Raw genomic sequence first — 16,949 nt, 5'->3', positions numbered from 1 at the left:
AGGAATCTTGGGCTTTAAAGGGATTTTTGGCAAGCAATAAATTATGTCGTCTGCTGAAATACGATCGATGAATCCAGACAGAACCCCTAAAAAGCGACCCAAACTCCACGCTAAACTGAGCAAAGTGTCAAACCTTGAGAGCATGTTGCCAGCGTTACACCGCGATCGCTACCAAGAATTTTCCCACGCTTTGCAGGCGCTTGAGGCGTTGGTCAATCAGCCTGAGTGCGACGGTGCGATTTTAAAGTCAGAAGTTCTAGACATTCAAAAATTCTTTCAAACCCAGATCAGCAGTTTGGATCTGGAAGCTTTGGACGTAGACGTTAGTCAGCGATCGTATGCCGTTCAAGTCGAGATGGACAAGCAGCTTAGACTCTTGAATATGGATGTGATGTTTTTGCAGACGGCGCGGCGATCGACAACCCATGATCAACGAGTGCAGCAGATTAAAGAACGACTCAAAACATTGATCAGCTATTGTCAAGGATTGCTCACAATGCGTCGAGCCGAAGAGTAACTTTGAGGTCTGTTTTGGAATTTCAAAAAAATTACATTTAGAAGTTCTAAATTATGGAAGTTCGAGCTGAGAAACCAGAAGATATAGAAGCAGTTCGCAGCGTTAATGTTGCGGCGTTTGGGCGAGAGGGTGAGGCGGATTTGGTCGATCGCTTGCGAGGCGCTACTTCTACGTTATCGCTGGTTGCGGTGGAGGCTGATCAAATTGTGGGACATGTATTTTTTAGTCCAGTTGCGATCGCAGGAGAATATACCAATGATTCAACTAATAATTCAACTAATGATTTAACTAATGGTTTACTCATTCTTGGATTAGCACCCGTCGCAGTGCTCCCCAACTATCAGCGACAAGGAATTGGCTCATTACTGATTCGGCAGGGTTTACAAGCGTGCATTCAATCTGGTTGCAAAGCGGTTGTTGTCCTGGGTTCTCCAAAATACTATTCACGATTTGGGTTTACTCCAGCCAGCGAGAAGGGACTGAAGTGTGAGTATGCAGTTCCAGATGAGGCATTTATGGTATTGGAATTAAAAGCAGGTGCTTTAGAGGGCTGTGTTGGAACGGTGAAATATCGATCGGAGTTCGCCGCACTTGAGTAGCGCACTGTTTTGTGGCTGTTTGCTTGACAAGACTTTTTGCCTGGCGGTTCAAATCGCAGCTAAAAGATCAAAATCCGCGCAGGCGGATTAACAAACCCCTGGATGAGTTTAGTCTGCAAAGGCATACGTTGTTCTTTTAACGTGAATTCGATGAAATCTCTCGCTGTGACGATCACTCCAGGCAGCCCCCTAAATCCGCCAAGTTTGGGAGACTTTGAGCAAGAAATCCTGTCCGAAAGTCCCCCAGATTGGGGGATTGGGGGGCAGAAGCGTTAAATACCGAAGCGAAAAAACTCTATTGAATTCACGTTCTTTTAGGCGCAAATTCTATTTGCCAGTCTCAACTTTGTAGACAAAGGGTTGTTGGAGAACAGTGGTGGAACTTTAATGATTGATTCAATACAAAAAATAGGGTGCATCCAATTTGTAGAACACACCCCAGGACTTATATCAGATCAACCTTTCAGCTTGTCGGCGGCAAAACAACTCGTTTAGCTAACCCGACACTTTTCAAGCCTTGAATCGCCCACCAGGTGACATCCACTTCCCACCATTTCCAGCCCGCTTTGGCCACATTGGGGTAAGCATGATGATTGTTGTGCCAGCCTTCGCCATAGGTGAGAATTGCTGCCCACCAGAGATTACGAGAATTGTCGTCAGAGTCAAACGATCGATACCCTCGCATGTGAGAAGCCGAATTGATCAACCAGGTGCTATGCCACAACAAAACGGCTCTCAAAAACACCCCATAAATCACAAACGACCATCCGCCCACCAGATACAGCCCAACTGCTACGGGAATTTGAAGTAATAGAAAGGAGCGATCGAGCCAGCGATAAAACCGATGTTTGTCTAGATCAGGCGCAAACTTTTTGTAAGAATCGTAGTCAAAAAACTGCTTCTGTGGATAAAACAACCAGATCATATGACTCCACCAAAACCCACGATCGGCAGAGTAGGGATCTTGAATCGAATCTTCGGTATGCAGATGGTGCATTCGATGTCCGCCCACCCAAAAGACCGGGCCGCCTTGTAATGCGAGTGCGCCTAAGACTGCCAGCGTATATTCCAACCATCTCGGCACCTGAAGACTACGATGCGTCAACAATCGGTGATAGCCCAGACAAATCCCAATGCTGCCAAATAGCCAGTGCAGCACCAGCATCACGCCCAGCGCCGACCAGGAAAAAAACCACGGAGCCAGCAGCGCCAGCAAATGAAAGGTGCCAAAGAAGCCCAGATTGACCCAGCTAAAAGCAGGCGACTCCTCGCGAGTAGCTCCAGGAGAGCGACGATTTGAAACAACAGATTGCGTGGGATTAGAAGTCATAAAAATCCTTGATTTAAGATGGCGGTAACTCACCCAATAAACTCACCAAATAACAGAGTGTGCAAATCGCAAGATTCTAGATGCGATTCGTTATTTGCAGCGACTCCGGGTGAATCGCTCCAAGAGAGCGCCTTGATCAACGGCGAGACCGCTTCACCCGTTTAGTAAGAAAGCCAGTTACAGTAAGAGTAAGGATGCAAGTGTTACTTACATTCCATCACGATAGCAACAGTTTTGTATTTGTGCAAGTGCTGCTTGCATTTCTCGCATGTCTAACCCCAGAAGCCCCACCCGACAGCGTTTAATTAATGCAGCACTGGAGCTATTTGCCGCTCAGGGAGTCACCGAAACGACGACCAAACAGATTGCAGAGTTGGCCGACGTGAATGAAGTGACGCTGTTTCGGCATTTCGGCAACAAACACGGATTGCTGCTGGCGGTGATCGAGGAAGCGGCGGTGTTTACCAACCTGGGGCAGGACTTGATCCAGCGAGCCGATCAGACCAGTAGTATCTATCAAGCACTCAAAGACTACGCAACGGCGTGTTTGCAAGCATTAGAGCGAATTCCAGAAGTGGTGCGATCGGTCGTCGGTGAGTCAGGTCAATATCCTTCTGAAAACCGTGAAGCGTTGGGCAGAGGGTTTACTCAAGCCAATCGATATGTGGCTGCTTACTTTCAGACCGTCATCGATCGCGGGCAGCTTCACAGCCATTTACCCGCCGAAAAGTTGGCTAGTTTGCTCAATGACATGCTGTTGGGCTATGCGGTGATTGAGTTCACCAGCGAGTTTCATGATCTGTGGCAGGATCGCGATGACTTTTTAGAAAATTTGGTGACGCTGTTTTTGCATGGAGCGGTTTCTCAGACTCCAGGGGCGATCGTTCCAGTTGTGCCACCCGTCGCGGCGACTCCGATCGCAAAGATTGCAGACCTACCCGCCAATCTGGTGCATTCAATTCTGCAAAGGGGCAAAAAAGCAGGGCTGCAAGACTATGCGCTGGTGTATGTTTTGTTTGGGGCAGGCTTGAGTCTAGATGAGGCGTTGAGGCTGGAGCGACCCCTTGCGGGTAACTCGGAGAGATCGCACCATGTTCACGATGCCACCCATCAGCTTTTGCAAGTTAGTCAAGGGTTGATTAGACAAGTCCCGATCAATCAGTGGATCATGGGCAAACGCTACGGCTCGTATGCCAAAAATCCCTTAACTCAATGGCTGAGAAGTCGTAAAGATACTCATCCAGAAATTTTTGTGGAGAACGGTCGACCGCTGCTAGAAGACGAAGCTCAACAGCGTTGGCAACAATTAACTCACGGTCTGGTCACGCCCGAAGGACACCCTCCTAACCTGGAGCAAACCCAGCAAACCTGGCGAGTTGAGATGTTAATGCGCGGCATCAAACTAGAAGATCTGTGCATTCTAACGGGATTGGATGGGGCGAGATTGCAGCCTTATGTATATCGCGCTAGAGAAAAGGCCGCATTAGAGCAGGCAATTCGGCTTGACCAGAGAGGATGACGTGGGGATGTCAAAAGGCTTGCAAAGACAATATTCTCAGCTTGTGTAAGACTTTTCTCTCAGGCAATTCTCATCTTTTTAGCTGGGTGAAGTGTTAATCTGTAACAAGTATGTTGTACCTTGCAATCAGCTAATAAAACCAATTTCTAAAATCTTAGCTCCGTAGAAAATAGTTCAGTCGTTGAAGCTCATTGAGACCCCTTCAGAAAACGTTTAAGACAGGCATAGAATGTCATTCATTTTAAATGATGATCCAGCGAAGTCAGAAGAGGCTCTATTGCTGGCAAAGGTTGCCCAAAAAGATCAGGCTGCACTGTCCCAACTATATGATCGCTACGCTCGAATTATTCACGCCATCGCCCACAAAAGTCTGAGATCGACCGAGGAAAGCGAAGAGGTTGTGTTGGATGTGTTTTCACAAATCTGGCGCACGGCCGATCGCTACGACCCCACTCGCGCCAGGGTGGACACATGGATTTTTATGCTGGTTCGCAGTCGAATTTTAGACCGATTACGCAGTTTGCAGCGGGCCACCAAGACCGAAATGGCTTCGATCGAGGCGGTTCAGATCCAATCGGGTAAATCTAGCGTAGATCCGATCGAAGATGCCCTAATTTTAGAACGTCGGGATATTGTGTCTACTGCCCTCAGCAAACTTCCGGATGAGCAGCGGCAAGTCATCGAGTTGGCCTACTACAAAGGGTTGTCTCAGAGCGAAATTGCGGCTGAGGTGGGGGCTTCTTTGGGCACGGTCAAAACGCGAGTTCGTCTGGGGCTGAGTAAGCTCCGCACGGCTTTAGGAAATTGGCAAGAATGAGAAGTGGGTGGGAACTCTGGACTCTGAACTTCGGACTCTGGACTGCTACTAAAGTCTCTAGTCGAATGTCTCCGGTCTGATGTAACGATTCCCGTGTCTCTAGTTCCATTTCTCTGGTCTAATGTCGCTGCCTCTTCTGCCGCGTTAATCTAGATAATTGCCAGGAGACCTTGAATTCAACCCCTAAAATTAGAATGCGTATTATTTTTGATCCAAGTTCATATACTTACGATGAAGCAGAGATGTGATGGAACCTGAAAATCCTTGTATTGATGAGATGATCGCAGCGCGCTCGTTAGATATTTTGGACGAGGACGATCGACGGTTGGTAGATCAGGCGATCGCGCAGTCTCCAGGATTGGCAGCAGAATTGGCAGATTTTCAGGCGGTGGTGGCGGCCCTAGCTTATAGCGCTCCCAGTCCGGCGATCGCGCCCAATCTCAAAGAACGGTTGTTTGACAAGATTAGAGTTGCAGATTCCGCGCGGCCGCTACCCGGTGATCGATTTGTTCGCGCTGAGGATCAAGTGTGGCAACCTCATCCTTTTGTCCCTAGAGTGACGATCGCTATTCTGCATCGCGATCGAACTGACCGTAAGTTGACTTGTCTTTTACGGGCTGAAGCCGGGGTGACTTATCCCACTCATCGTCATGCATCGGTTGAAGAAATCTACATGCTGGAGGGCGATTTGGAGGTGGCGGGGCAGGTCTATTATGGGGGCGATTACATTCGCTCAAGTCAAGGCTCTAGTCATGCGCCTCATACCCAGGGCGGCTGTATGTTTCTGATCAAGACATCGCTGGATGATGAATATTTCAATTAACTTAAATTTGGACTTTGAACTAGAAACCTGATCTAAAAGTCCCCCAGAATTCGGGGATTTAGCGATTATCAAAATCTGGATTGCCGATTGTCTTGCAACCCTTTCTCGTTAGTGCAGTCTTTAGTCTCCTACTAGAAGACTTGTAAACCAGAATCTTGTCTAAAAGTCCCGCAGAATTGGGGGGTTGGGGGGCAGAAGTGCCCAGCAACGAAACAAAAAAAATTGTCGAATTGACTTAAGCTATAAAACCTTTTACACCCTCCACAAAACCATCCGAAGCACAGAAGTTAATTTGTAACGATTCAACTCGGCAATCGCCATCACACGCTAAAAGACATCCAGAGAACAGACAGACTTTAGAGAAAAGTTTATGAACAAGATAAGCAGATCAGTAGTATAAAAACAATCTTGTTTAACCCAACTGATTTGCAAGTTCTTTTCTCTATTATGATGACCGTTACTCATGCAAGGCTCACTTAGACGCATTTTCACTGGGGCACTCTTTTTTGCAATCACGTTTGCCCTCGCCGTAATAGGCTATGTCATGGCAGGCTGGTCAGTTTTGGACTCCGTTTACATGGTGGTGATCACCACATTTGGAGTGGGCTATGGCGAAGTGCGCCCGATCGACACCCGCGACAAAAAAATCTTGACTATCCTGGTCATCGTCGCCGGAACATCATCAGCCGTCTACATGGTCGGCGGTTTTGTCCAAATGATTACCGAAGGTGAAATCAACAAAGCATTAGGAGCCAGAAAAATGACCCGCGCGATCGAAACCCTAGAACAGCACATTATCATTTGTGGCTTTGGGCGCATGGGGCAAATCCTAGCGCGAAAAATAGCCGATGCCAATCTGCCCTTCGTCGTCATCGACAACAACCCCGAACGCATTGCCAAAGCCGAAACCCTCAACTACCTGGTGCGACTCGGCAGCGCTACCGACGAAGCAATTTTGTACGCCGCAGGAATCGATCGAGCCAAGGTTCTCGCGACGGTTTTGCCCGATGATGCCGTTAACGTGTTTATCACTCTGACGGCGCGTGAGTTAAATCCTAATCTGATGATCTTGTCGCGGGGCGAGCTTCCTTCTACTGAGAAAAAACTTAGACTTGCGGGGGCCGATCAAGTCGTTCTCCCCGCCGCCATCAGCGCTTTGCGAATGTCTCACATGATCACTCACCCCGCCACTTTGGATTTTCTAAATCAAGACGACGGCCGCAGCAATCTCAACGAGTTACTTGCTCAGGTGGATGTCCAGGTGGATGAGTTGGCGATCGCGCCTGGTTCTCCAATGGTAGGAGTCACGATCGGCGATATTGAATTTCGCGGCAAAGGCACGTTTATCATCGTTGCACTGCGCCAAGCCGACGGAACGACCATCAATCATCCCAGCCAGTCGCTAACCTTAGCCGAAGGAGATGCGGTCATTGTCATGGGGCACCGAGGCGACATTCCAAAATTTGTTCGTAGGCATGTGGTTAAGCGTCCTGGTCGATATAGAGGCGCTACGTTTTGATTAGCCAACCAGTAGAGTGCGATCGGAGCACGTACGATCGTCCCTTTTTTTATAAACAGTCCTTTTGCCCGTAGCGCTACTGATGGCTTTTCCTGGGCTTCGCTAGGTATGCGGAGTCACTTTTTTGGAAATTTGTTGAATTGGTAGTTAATGAGAAACAATTCAGGCTCTATTTCAGTAATAACACTTAATTTATTCGTTAGGTAGTAGAAGATCAAATTTTTACAGACTCTCAGAGATCCGTGAAACCATCGTCCAGAAAGGCTTCTAATAAAGAATTAACCAAGAACGATCGAAAGTAGTGACGCAGCCCAAAAGAACTGTTAGAAGTATTAGAAGATACACAGTACGGTTGGAGAACTGTCACCCCAACGGACTGATTTCAAGACCTTAGCTGCACTTCATTTACACATCCATGAACACCAAATTCTTCTCAGGTTTCCTCGCTGCGACCGCTGTTGTCACCGGAGTGGTTGCTCAGTCTTCAGCCGCATCAGCCGCCGCTCTTTCTCCCAGCGACACCGTTTGGAATAGCGCTCAACCCACCATTCTGGACAAGTCTCAAACAGGCTTTGACGACGCACCCTATCAGCAGTACGTCCAAGCAGAAAGTGTTGAGCTTCCCAATAGCGGACAGTTCAAACTTGATGCCGCCAAGCTCAAGCTCAAGTATGACTACAACGTTTCTGCATTCTTCATCAACGAAGGGGCAGGCTACCGCAACCAACTCGCCTTTACGTCAGAGGGTGCAACCAACACCAAAGGGCTGCTCTTTGGAGACATCTCTTGTGAAGGAAGTGGTTGCGTCGGCGGTTGGGGCGGAAACGCACTGAAGCTGGGAGATGGCGTTAGATTGGGTCAGATTTTGGGCGGTTCTCAACTCGACTTTTCTCTACGCGCAGATGGTCTAAATCGGGGCACAGGCGCAAACGTCTTTGGCACCCAGACGGCTATGAATGCAGATGGTCTTCAACACGTCGTGGCTTATGCGGTCAACAATCGCTACTTGCTGCTGGGCTTTGAAGATCTGTACGGTGACAAGAATGCGACGGGCGGCAAAAACGAAAACTCCGATCGTGACTTCAACGATACAGTCTTCATCGTAGACATCGGTGAAAAGAATGTTAGAGCACTGATGAAGCCTGTGCCTGAGCCTTCTGTCGCGCTGTCCTTGCTGGGTCTGGGGGCTGCGGGTCTGATGCTGCGTCGCCGTCAAAACAGCACCGTCAAATAAAGTTTCTGCTGTTCCTAATCCATGTGAGTAGTTCGTAGTCTGTGCTGCGGACTACTTTTTTTGTGTTAGTTCAATTGAGTTCTTTCACGTCGTTATTTAACGCTTCTACCCCTGACTCCCCAGTCTAAAAAACTTTAAGCCAATTTTTGTGGAACTCGAAAGTTTGAGAAAAGCGGCGCATCAGAATTTTTGCAAGGCACGATCGCAGATTCCTTAGACATTGGATTCAGACACTGAATTCAGACATTGCATAGAAAGAGCGATCGCGCCAAACATTAGGCTCCTAGCCAGCGGGCTGCATCTTTGGCATGGTAAGTGAGAATCAAATCCGCCCCGGCCCGTTTGAAACTAGTCAGCGTTTCTAGAACAATCTTCTCTTCATCGACCCAGCCGTTGAGCGCTGCCGCTTTGATCATCGAATACTCACCCGATACGTTGTAGGCGGCTACCGGAAGATTGGTCGCTGCTTTGACTTGATGAATGATATCCATGTAAGACAAGGCGGGCTTGACCATGAGCATATCGGCTCCTTCTGCGATGTCGAGTTCGATTTCTTTGATCGCTTCACGCACATTGCCAGGGTCCATTTGGTAGGTACGGCGATCGCCAAATTGGGGGGCTGATTCTGCTGCGTCTCGGAACGGCCCATAGTAGGCAGAGGCATATTTAGCAGCGTAAGAGAGAATTGAGATGTCTTCAAAGCCTGCGGCATCCAGTCCTTCTCGAATCGCTGAAACAAAGCCATCCATCATGCCAGAGGGCGCAATGATATCGGCTCCTGCCTTTGCCTGAGCGACGGCGGTTTTTTTCAATAATTCCAGCGTTGGATCGTTGAGAACTCGTCCCGTCAGATCGCCAACTTGGAGATAGCCACAGTGACCATGCGGCGTATATTCACAAAGACAAGTGTCGTTGATCACGATCAGATCGGGTACTGCTTGTTTGACGGCAGTCGTCGCTTTCTGGACAATTCCGCACTCGTGCCAAGCGTCCGTCGCATCCACATCTTTGTCAGCAGGGATGCCAAACAAAATGATTGCAGGAATACCCAGGTCGTAGACTTCTTTGGCTTCTTCGACGATTTTGTCGATCGACAACTGAAACACCCCCGGCATGGAGCGCACTTCTTTGGCGATCGCGTCACCAGGTACCGCAAACAGCGGGTAAATCAAATCACTGGTAGTCAACACATGCTCACGAACCATCCGACGCAGTTGAGGATGATTGCGGAGACGACGGGGACGATGAGTTGGAAACATAGGGACTGAAGGAAGTTGGCTGAATGTTTGCAGTATTTTAAGAGTCTAAGGCCTTCGGAGGGAGGAAGTACTTATATGGAAGATTACAAAGTGTAAAAGTGAGAGAGGGAGGAGGGAGGAGGGAGGAGGGAGGAGGGAGAACTGGCTTTGGGGTTCTTTGGTTAACAGGGTTCGTGAGTTGATCGAAAGCTAATGCATGGAGTCTCCTCACGAGTTCCTCAGATGATTGTTTTATTCTTTGAGTGAGAGGTACTGTTTTTGTCTCGTAGGCTAGAGGTGAAAGGGTGACCATGATCAAAACGATGGCTTCAGACTTATCGCTTGATGAACTGTGGGAGACGGTGCCGTTGGGTGAGCAGACTTTTCGACCTGAGCAAATTACCCATCTTCCTGAGTCGGTGCAGCAGTATCTCAACCACGCCATTGCTGACAAAACAGTGCTTGCATCGGCGGTTCGCTTACGGATGCATGGCGAAATTAAGTTGCAGCGTTGGCTTCCCTTTAGAGCGGAGCAAGTGATTTGTCGAAGTCGAGGAATGATCTGGCAGGCTACAGTGCGAATGAATGGCATTCCGATCGAGGGATTTGATCGTCTGGTTGATGGAGCAGGCTCAATGCAATGGAAACTGTTGGGCATGATTCCAGTGATGATGGCCGCGGGGGGTGATGTGACGCGATCGGCCCTTGGTCGAGTTCAGGCAGAATCGGTCTGGTTGCCGTCTATCTTTTGTGACGATCGCGCTGATTGGACGGCTGACGGTTCACGTCTTCACGCTCAATTTCTCGCCTATGGCAATTTAGCAAAGCTCTCGCTGACAGTTGACCAGGGGCGACTTCTAACAGTAATGTTGTCGCGCTGGGGCAATCCAGAAGGGGCTGAGTTTCATGATGTGGACTTTGGAGCGATCGCAGAAGAAGAACGAACGTTTGGCGGCTACACGATTCCGACTCGACTGCGAGTGGGCTGGTATTTTGGCAGCAATCGCTTTGAGTCAGAGGGCGAGTTTTTTAGAGTGACGATCGAAGATGCGATCTATCGATAAATCAGGGCGTAGGACGAGAAGCCGATTTGGGTGGGGGAATCGTAATGTCGATCGCCGTTACGGGTTGCCCCAGACTGGCGAGTGAGGGTTGAATATCTTTCTGATTGCCCACGACTAAAGTCACAATTTTTTCAGGCTGAAGATATTTTTTTGCAACACTTTGAACATCAGCGATCGAGGTTTTCTCAACTTGCTGGCGATACCGAAAAATGAAATCCATCGGATACCCAAAGTACTCATATCTCAGCAATCGCGAAAGCGTCTGACTGGGATCTTGAAAGTTAAAGATAAACGAATTCAATACAGAATCTTTAGCGAACGCTAATTCACTTTCAGAAACAGGCTGAGTGCGAATCTTTTCTAACTCGCCCAACACCGATCGAATAAAGGGAACTGTCGCGTCCGATCGCGTCTGTCCTCCTGCTATAAATACGCCTGGGTAATCGAACTGCGGACTCCAACTGGCGTAAACTGAATACGCAAGACCCTGGCGCGATCGCACTTCGTTAAATAGTCGCCCTCCAAATCCACTTAACACATTGTCCATAACAGACAGCGCTGGGTAATCGGGATTTTTTAGCGTATCGCCCAGATGCCCCATTTGAATATAGCTTTGCGTTAGCTGTGGCTGACTGACAAAGAAGATACCGCCCTGTTTGGCTTGAGAAACGTCTGGTAGTGAAGGAGTGGATCGAGCTTTTGCGGAATTCCAGGTGTTGAATTTTGACTCAATGAGCGATCGCATTTTTTGACTATCAAAATCACCTACAATTCCCAAAAGCATATTTTTGGGATAAAAATAGCGTTGGTAAAAACTGATTAAGTCTTCACGGGTGACGTTTTCTAGTGTTGCATATTCAACGGTTCTCGCGTAGGGACTAGTGTTGCCATAAATAAGTTTTTCAAATTCTCGACCTGCAATTTCGTTGGGGTCATCGTTGCGTCGAGCGATTCCTCCTTGCGTTTGCAGTTTTGCTAAATTAAATTTTTCAGGCGCGAAGGCTGGCTGCTGAATCACTTCTGCAAACAAGTCAAAGACTTCCGTTAAGTCTTCGCTGAGAGCGCTAAAACTGGCACTTCCTGACGTAGAGCCAATGCTCGTTTCGACGGAGGCCGCCCGTTGTTCTAGGCGTTGATTGAGTTGGTCAGGGGAATTTTTTTGAGTGCCGCCCGATCGCATCACGGCTCCAGTCAATCCCGCTAAACCTGTTTTATCGAGGGGTTCAAAGCGATCGCCTGTACGTACCAGTGCTGTACCGCTGACCAAAGGCAATTCGTGATCCTCCATCAAGTAGACGATCATGCCGTTTTGAAGCTGAAAGCGAGTGTAGTCAGGCAGCTTAATTTCGGGAGGGGATGAAAATTTGAGATCGGTGTAATGCTTGGGTACGTCAGCAGAAGCTGGGAGAATCAGCGCCAACGATAACAGCAACGCAGGCAAGACAATGAACGAAAATACAAGTGTAACAGTTTTTGCAATCCGATTTTTACGATTCATTGCTTTCATTCAACACACAATCCCTAACAAAACTTTCAACACTCAAGCCAACAGTTCGTCAACGCCCATTCTAAAACCTGGTAACACGATTTGAGTACAAACCACTTCACCAGAAACAAAGATTTTTCTCGTCTCCTGAGTCAGGACGATGACCCAAAAATTGTTTGGGAAAATTAGCCAAACTTCTTCACCACCAGACTGCAAATACTCATAGGCTTTTGCAATCACAGCTTCTGCAAAGTCAGTCGGTGAGACCACTTCAGCACTCAACGGAAAACTTTGGGGCAGCGTTTCAGCATTGCCAAACTGAGCCGCTAGAGATGGATTCAAGTAGGCAACATCTGGCTTGCGTCCTTGTTTGTTTGTGCGACACGGCGCTTCTGTATAAACTTCTCCACCCAGCTTACTTTGCTCTTTGTAATTCTCCCAGTGAGTTGCCAGTTTTGCCTGGACTCGACCATGCTTCAGCGTCATTCCATTATTTGCAATGAGATGTCCATCAACCCAAACCTCCGGATTCTTATGGATTAGCGCTCCATTGACCCATTCTGTCCCTTTCACAGGGTTTTGCATCCAATCTTCTAGAGAGCAGATTTCTCGCAAACTGGTAGAAGTCATTTTGTTACTCCTGTTACGTCTTGATTTGAGCTTAACGTTCTAGAGGCAGAATGCGTCCGATCGTTCGATTCTCAGCCGTAAAGGTTGCTTTAGCGACGCGTTGGACATCATTGGGAGTAATTTTGGCGATCGCTTCCAACTCTTTGAATAAATTGCGCCAGCTTCCGGTTTTGACTTCATACTCCAGCAACGATTCAGCCATGCCCCTATTTGAGTCGAGCGATCGCAGCAATCCCGCTTTTGCTTGAGTTTTTACCCGGTCTAATTCTTGAGCAGAAACCAACTCCGTTTTCAGGCGTTCTGTTTCCGATCGCAGCGCTTTTGCCGCATCTTCCACTGATTTTCCGGGAGCCGTCAGCGCGTAGAACAACATTAAGTTGGGATGTTTGTCGCCGGGAAATCCATTGAGTCCCTGAGCGGCCAACGCGACTCGCTTCTCTTCGACTAGAGATTTGTATAAACGAGACGTGCGCCCATCGCTGAGAAGACTGGCGATCGCTTCGTAAATAATACTATCGGGATGGTTCAATGCGGGACGGTGATAGCCTTCGAGATACCAGGGTTGTGAGTTGAGACGCAGGGTGACTTCTCTAGTCTGAGTTTGAGGTGGCTCCACAGCCGTCACATCTGGAGGAGCAGGTCTTGATTTGAACCGACCAAAATAAATCTGGGACAAGCGCTTCACTTCTTTGGGATCGACATCTCCCACCAGGGCGATCGTCAGATTATTGGGCGCATAGTGAGTCTCAAAAAATTCCTGCACATCTTTGCGCGTCAGATTGCGAATATCCTGGTCGTAGCCAATCACCGGACGCTTGTAGGGATGAACCTGAAACGCTTTGTCTAAAAAAGCTTCGATCATTTGCCCGATCGGGGAGTTATCCGTCCGCAGTCGGCGCTCTTCGAGAATGACAGCTTTTTCTTTGTAAAACTCGCGAAACACTGGCTCCAAAAAGCGCTCTGACTCCAACGACATCCACAGTTCCAATTTGTTTGCTGGGAAGCTGTAAAAATAGCGAGTGGCATCGCTCGACGTATTAGCATTCAACCCCACGCCGCCTGCTTGCTCAACGATGCGTCCCAGTTCGTTTTGCTCAACCAGCTTGGCGGCTTCGGCTTCGATGCGATCGAACTCCTGCTGCAATTTAGTCGCTTCTGCGCCTTTTGCGGTTTGGATTTGTTCAGAAAGCTGATCTAAGCGATCGAGCAAGGGCTTTTCTGCTTGAGCATTCGTCGTCCCAATTCGCGTCGTTCCCTTAAAGGCCAAGTGTTCTAAAAAGTGAGCCACTCCTGTTTTTCCATCCGGCTCGTCTGCGCCGCCCACATCTGCATAGGTGAGAAACGAAACAACGGGAGCCTGGTGCCGTTCCAGAACAATAAACTTCATGCCGTTGTCGAGCTTAAACTCAGTGACCTGATCAATCACTCGATCCACATAGGGCTGAATGGATTGAGTCGGCGGAACTTCGGTACGAGCATAAGCGGCTTGAGGCAACCCTTCCCACGTCAGAACGATCGCCAGAAAAATTACCAAACGAATCACCAAACATCTGAAAACTTGACTTTGCAGCAATGGATCTCACTCACGATGAAGAGCAACGGGATCAAACTCTTTAAACGATAGTGAGTAATGGCAATTTTTGGGGAATTTTTAACGAGTTTCTTACTGACGAAAGCTGCGCTGACGGTAAAAAATATAGGTGTCAAACAGGGCACCGACCAGAGCACAGGCGCACCCAATCACCAGTGAGCCTTCTAGCGCGTTACCATTACCAAAGGTTTGAAGAAAGATTTTGACCTGCTCAAGTCCCATTCGAGAAAAGCCATCCAGCCAGGGAAACAGCCCCAATAGCCCTAGCCCGGCGATCGCGCTTCCAACCAACACCAAAGGGGCAATAAAGCTGAAGACGCTTGTCAACGCGAGAGAACGCAAATAGCTGGATGCAAGGCTCATATACATGGCACACTCTGAGCAGTCATACAGGACAGGTAAACTGGAAAAACGCTTTCCGAGTCTTCCTCCAAACTTCTTCCAAGATAGAAGTGATCAGGGTAGTTCCGACCAATTGTTCAGAAATCTTAAATCTTTATAAAGAAACTTGGTGAACTTTCTCACAGCAGTATGACATTCACCCAAAGATTTTTTTTGTAACCCGCTTTACCAGTTGCTGACCTATTGCAGAGATTTACGCAGATCTACTTAGGGGCAGAATTTGCGTTTCAAACTTGGTTAAATGGCTTGTGTCTTCAGAGTGATGAAGGAACGATCGCAACTTCGTAAAATCACTCCATTCCATTAATTTGACACTGAGGAATTTCTATGCAAGTCCTTAAACATCCAGAAGCCAACAATAATCCTGGTGATCCTCGAAATCGTGAAGTGGTTTTTCCGGGCTACGACATTCAGGACGGTAACTTGGCGACTCCGATCAACTCGTCTCCGATCGTCCGGGCTTATATCAATGCACTCCCAGCTTATCGGGCTGGATTGTCACCGCTGCGTCGAGGGCTAGAAGTGGGAATGGCTCACGGCTACTGGATTTTTGGCCCATTTGCCAAGTTGGGGCCGCTGCGCGACACCGATATTGCTAATCTGGCCGGGCTGCTGTCTACGATCGGGCTGCTAATCATCTCCACACTTACCCTTTCTCTCTATGCCAGCAGTAATCCTCCTGGGCCGACGGTTACCATTACAACGCCCAATCCACCCGATACATTCCAATCAGAACACGGTTGGAATGAGTACGCCAGTGGCTTTTTGATCGGGGGAATTGGAGGAGCAGCCCTTGCTTACTTCTTGCTGAATAATATTGCTTTGTTTAAGAACTTTGCGGCAGGGCTGTAGGCGATCGTCATTGCTACTTTCTTAGACTAAATAAGATTGAATTCACATTAAAAAATCAGGCGGATGCAATCGATAAGACTGGATCTGCCTGATTTAGGTTGAAGCGTAATCTAGTTGACCGACTGTTTGAGCAGTTTGGACAACAATTAACCATTGAAGTCAGTTAACAGACCGCAGGAACAGGCTCAAAGAGGGCTGACTCAATCTTGCTCAAGGCTTCTTCGAGGTCATCATTGACGATTTGAATGTCAAACTCATGAGCCGCATTCACTTCTTCTCTGGCTCTTGCCAAACGCCGCTCGATCGCACTGTCAGAATCTTGTCCCCGGCCACGAATGCGAGTTTCTAACTCACTCATCGAAGGGGGCAAAATAAACATTCGCAGCGCACTGGGGAAGGTTTTGCGAATCTGCCTCGCTCCGTCTAGTTCGATTTCTAATATTACCCACTGTCCTGCTTGGATCTTGTCTTGGACTGCCTGACGAGGAGTGCCATAGCAGTTGCCCGCAAATTCTGCCCATTCCAGTAGTTCGCCCTGCGCGACCATCCGCTCAAATTGGAGCCGCGTCACAAAGTAATAGTCTCGTCCGTCAATTTCTCCAGGACGGGGAGCGCGAGTTGTGACTGAGACAGATACATAAATTTCTGGATGACGACGAAGCAGCGATCGCAGTAAGGTGCCTTTTCCTACACCGCTTGGCCCCGTCAAAACAATGAGTCTACCCTTGCCCATAGTCTGCCTCGAATGCGTTAGCGCTAAAGTTCCCGGTTTCGTGATTATGTGAGTATAGCGTGTAACCTTTATGAGTTTAGAGTTCTGAGTTCTTAATCCAAAACTTGGAAGAAGTCAAAACGCTACTCTTCTGTCTCTCTGGTAAAAACAAATCGATTGGCCACCGTTTCGGGCTGAATGGCTGAGAGAATAATATGTCCTGAGTCTGTAATAATCACGGCTCTAGTGCGTCGTCCATAGGTGGCATCTACGAGCCTTTTTTCGTCTCTTGCGTCAGTGATTAGTCGTTTGATAGGGGCAGATTCAGGACTGACGATCGCCACAACTCGATTGGCGGACACAATATTGCCAAACCCAATGTTGATCAACTTGATATCGGTCATGGGCGGTTTGTCCGATCGAGCCAAGCTAGGGAACTCACCCCTCATCGTATCTGCAAAAAAATCTCACTACAAGGTAAACACGCAAACTTAATAGATAGCTTTTGGATACCGGACTTAAGACAGCAAATTCAAGACATTAAACTCAAAACCTTTTCTATTCACTTCTATTCACAGTCTAGCCAGTCCTGAATTCCTTATTTTTACACCACACG

At 48.1% G+C, this 16,949-nt stretch carries 17 protein-coding genes; 9 read left to right on the top strand and 8 right to left on the bottom strand.

Annotation, left to right across the window (positions count from 1 at the left end; all coding sequences use genetic code 11):
• The first annotated feature begins 43 nt into the window (after nt 1-43).
• Both patD and ACJ2PR_RS03750 read left to right on the top strand, forming a co-directional pair.
• Entirely contained in the window at nt 44-517 is a 474-nt protein-coding gene (gene patD / locus ACJ2PR_RS03755) for a heterocyst frequency control protein PatD (RefSeq protein WP_446875968.1), read from the top strand.
• A 53-nt stretch (nt 518-570) separates the two neighbouring features.
• A complete protein-coding gene (locus tag ACJ2PR_RS03750; protein WP_446875967.1) occupies nt 571-1,116 on the top strand; it encodes a GNAT family N-acetyltransferase in 546 nt (181 codons plus the stop codon).
• 463 nt (nt 1,117-1,579) lie between these two features.
• On the opposite strand, the gene ACJ2PR_RS03745 is transcribed toward ACJ2PR_RS03750, so the two are convergent.
• On the bottom strand, nt 1,580-2,446 hold the full coding sequence (locus ACJ2PR_RS03745; RefSeq protein WP_446875966.1) for an acyl-CoA desaturase: 867 nt from the start codon (nt 2,444-2,446) through the stop codon (nt 1,580-1,582).
• 268 nt (nt 2,447-2,714) lie between these two features.
• Here ACJ2PR_RS03745 and ACJ2PR_RS03740 point away from each other — a divergent pair, with 268 nt between their 5' ends.
• From ACJ2PR_RS03740 to ACJ2PR_RS03720, 5 genes are all read left to right on the top strand, one after another.
• Nucleotides 2,715-3,965, top strand: a complete 1,251-nt coding sequence (locus tag ACJ2PR_RS03740; protein ID WP_446875964.1) for a TetR family transcriptional regulator — start codon at nt 2,715-2,717, stop codon at nt 3,963-3,965.
• 229 nt (nt 3,966-4,194) lie between these two features.
• Nucleotides 4,195-4,782: a sigma-70 family RNA polymerase sigma factor gene (locus ACJ2PR_RS03735; RefSeq protein ID WP_446868040.1), complete on the top strand. Its 588-nt coding sequence runs from the start codon at nt 4,195-4,197 to the stop codon at nt 4,780-4,782.
• A 247-nt stretch (nt 4,783-5,029) separates the two neighbouring features.
• The gene (locus ACJ2PR_RS03730; RefSeq protein WP_446868039.1) at nt 5,030-5,605 is read left to right on the top strand and encodes a cupin domain-containing protein; all 576 of its coding nucleotides are present in this window, start codon (nt 5,030-5,032) and stop codon (nt 5,603-5,605) included.
• 463 nt (nt 5,606-6,068) lie between these two features.
• Nucleotides 6,069-7,124 (top strand): potassium channel family protein, encoded by a 1,056-nt coding sequence (locus ACJ2PR_RS03725; protein ID WP_446868038.1) that lies wholly within the window; start codon nt 6,069-6,071, stop codon nt 7,122-7,124.
• A gap of 415 nt (nt 7,125-7,539) precedes the next feature.
• A complete protein-coding gene (locus tag ACJ2PR_RS03720; protein WP_446868037.1) occupies nt 7,540-8,358 on the top strand; it encodes a DUF4114 domain-containing protein in 819 nt (272 codons plus the stop codon).
• 275 nt (nt 8,359-8,633) lie between these two features.
• Here the strand turns inward: ACJ2PR_RS03720 and hemB are convergent, their stop codons facing one another.
• Nucleotides 8,634-9,617, bottom strand: a complete 984-nt coding sequence (hemB, locus tag ACJ2PR_RS03715; protein WP_446875962.1) for a porphobilinogen synthase — start codon at nt 9,615-9,617, stop codon at nt 8,634-8,636.
• A 290-nt stretch (nt 9,618-9,907) separates the two neighbouring features.
• Here hemB and ACJ2PR_RS03710 point away from each other — a divergent pair, with 290 nt between their 5' ends.
• Entirely contained in the window at nt 9,908-10,660 is a 753-nt protein-coding gene (locus tag ACJ2PR_RS03710) for a DUF6544 family protein (RefSeq protein ID WP_446868055.1), read from the top strand.
• 1 nt (nt 10,661) lies between these two features.
• Here ACJ2PR_RS03710 and ACJ2PR_RS03705 read toward each other — a convergent pair whose 3' ends face one another.
• The 4 genes from ACJ2PR_RS03705 to ACJ2PR_RS03690 form a co-directional block, all read right to left on the bottom strand.
• Complete coding sequence (locus ACJ2PR_RS03705; RefSeq protein WP_446875961.1) at nt 10,662-12,158, bottom strand: M16 family metallopeptidase; 1,497 nt, start codon at nt 12,156-12,158, stop codon at nt 10,662-10,664.
• A gap of 42 nt (nt 12,159-12,200) precedes the next feature.
• Nucleotides 12,201-12,776 (bottom strand): Uma2 family endonuclease, encoded by a 576-nt coding sequence (locus ACJ2PR_RS03700; protein ID WP_446858238.1) that lies wholly within the window; start codon nt 12,774-12,776, stop codon nt 12,201-12,203.
• A gap of 31 nt (nt 12,777-12,807) precedes the next feature.
• Nucleotides 12,808-14,310 carry a M16 family metallopeptidase gene (locus ACJ2PR_RS03695; protein WP_446875960.1) on the bottom strand — a complete coding sequence of 501 codons (1,503 nt, stop codon included), beginning with the start codon at nt 14,308-14,310 and terminating at the stop codon, nt 12,808-12,810.
• A 129-nt stretch (nt 14,311-14,439) separates the two neighbouring features.
• Nucleotides 14,440-14,736 carry a hypothetical protein gene (locus ACJ2PR_RS03690; RefSeq protein WP_446858236.1) on the bottom strand — a complete coding sequence of 99 codons (297 nt, stop codon included), beginning with the start codon at nt 14,734-14,736 and terminating at the stop codon, nt 14,440-14,442.
• 360 nt (nt 14,737-15,096) lie between these two features.
• On the opposite strand from ACJ2PR_RS03690, the gene ACJ2PR_RS03685 reads away from it, so the two are divergent.
• Nucleotides 15,097-15,621 carry a photosystem I reaction center subunit XI gene (locus ACJ2PR_RS03685; RefSeq protein WP_446858235.1) on the top strand — a complete coding sequence of 175 codons (525 nt, stop codon included), beginning with the start codon at nt 15,097-15,099 and terminating at the stop codon, nt 15,619-15,621.
• 163 nt (nt 15,622-15,784) lie between these two features.
• Here ACJ2PR_RS03685 and gmk read toward each other — a convergent pair whose 3' ends face one another.
• Both gmk and remA read right to left on the bottom strand, forming a co-directional pair.
• Nucleotides 15,785-16,354 (bottom strand): guanylate kinase, encoded by a 570-nt coding sequence (gene gmk, locus ACJ2PR_RS03680; RefSeq protein ID WP_446868032.1) that lies wholly within the window; start codon nt 16,352-16,354, stop codon nt 15,785-15,787.
• Nucleotides 16,355-16,476: 122 nt separating this feature from the next.
• The gene (gene remA, locus ACJ2PR_RS03675; RefSeq protein ID WP_446858233.1) at nt 16,477-16,737 is read right to left on the bottom strand and encodes an extracellular matrix/biofilm regulator RemA; all 261 of its coding nucleotides are present in this window, start codon (nt 16,735-16,737) and stop codon (nt 16,477-16,479) included.
• Nucleotides 16,738-16,949: the final 212 nt, after the last annotated feature.

The organism is Phormidesmis sp. 146-33, assembly GCF_052939515.1.
This window is presented reverse-complemented; position numbering and strand designations above follow the sequence as displayed.

Bases quoted from the DNA above. Each gene is read 5' to 3' on its own strand.
- patD (WP_446875968.1), top strand. From the start codon at position 44: ATGTCGTCTGCTGAAATACGATCGATGAATCCAGACAGAACCCCTAAA.
- ACJ2PR_RS03750 (WP_446875967.1), top strand. From the start codon at position 571: ATGGAAGTTCGAGCTGAGAAACCAGAAGATATAGAAGCAGTTCGCAGC.
- ACJ2PR_RS03745 (WP_446875966.1), bottom strand. From the start codon at position 2,446: ATGACTTCTAATCCCACGCAATCTGTTGTTTCAAATCGTCGCTCTCCT.
- ACJ2PR_RS03740 (WP_446875964.1), top strand. From the start codon at position 2,715: ATGTCTAACCCCAGAAGCCCCACCCGACAGCGTTTAATTAATGCAGCA.
- ACJ2PR_RS03735 (WP_446868040.1), top strand. From the start codon at position 4,195: ATGTCATTCATTTTAAATGATGATCCAGCGAAGTCAGAAGAGGCTCTA.
- ACJ2PR_RS03730 (WP_446868039.1), top strand. From the start codon at position 5,030: ATGGAACCTGAAAATCCTTGTATTGATGAGATGATCGCAGCGCGCTCG.
- ACJ2PR_RS03725 (WP_446868038.1), top strand. From the start codon at position 6,069: ATGCAAGGCTCACTTAGACGCATTTTCACTGGGGCACTCTTTTTTGCA.
- ACJ2PR_RS03720 (WP_446868037.1), top strand. From the start codon at position 7,540: ATGAACACCAAATTCTTCTCAGGTTTCCTCGCTGCGACCGCTGTTGTC.
- hemB (WP_446875962.1), bottom strand. From the start codon at position 9,617: ATGTTTCCAACTCATCGTCCCCGTCGTCTCCGCAATCATCCTCAACTG.
- ACJ2PR_RS03710 (WP_446868055.1), top strand. From the start codon at position 9,908: ATGATCAAAACGATGGCTTCAGACTTATCGCTTGATGAACTGTGGGAG.
- ACJ2PR_RS03705 (WP_446875961.1), bottom strand. From the start codon at position 12,158: ATGAATCGTAAAAATCGGATTGCAAAAACTGTTACACTTGTATTTTCG.
- ACJ2PR_RS03700 (WP_446858238.1), bottom strand. From the start codon at position 12,776: ATGACTTCTACCAGTTTGCGAGAAATCTGCTCTCTAGAAGATTGGATG.
- ACJ2PR_RS03690 (WP_446858236.1), bottom strand. From the start codon at position 14,736: ATGTATATGAGCCTTGCATCCAGCTATTTGCGTTCTCTCGCGTTGACA.
- ACJ2PR_RS03685 (WP_446858235.1), top strand. From the start codon at position 15,097: ATGCAAGTCCTTAAACATCCAGAAGCCAACAATAATCCTGGTGATCCT.
- gmk (WP_446868032.1), bottom strand. From the start codon at position 16,354: ATGGGCAAGGGTAGACTCATTGTTTTGACGGGGCCAAGCGGTGTAGGA.
- remA (WP_446858233.1), bottom strand. From the start codon at position 16,737: ATGACCGATATCAAGTTGATCAACATTGGGTTTGGCAATATTGTGTCC.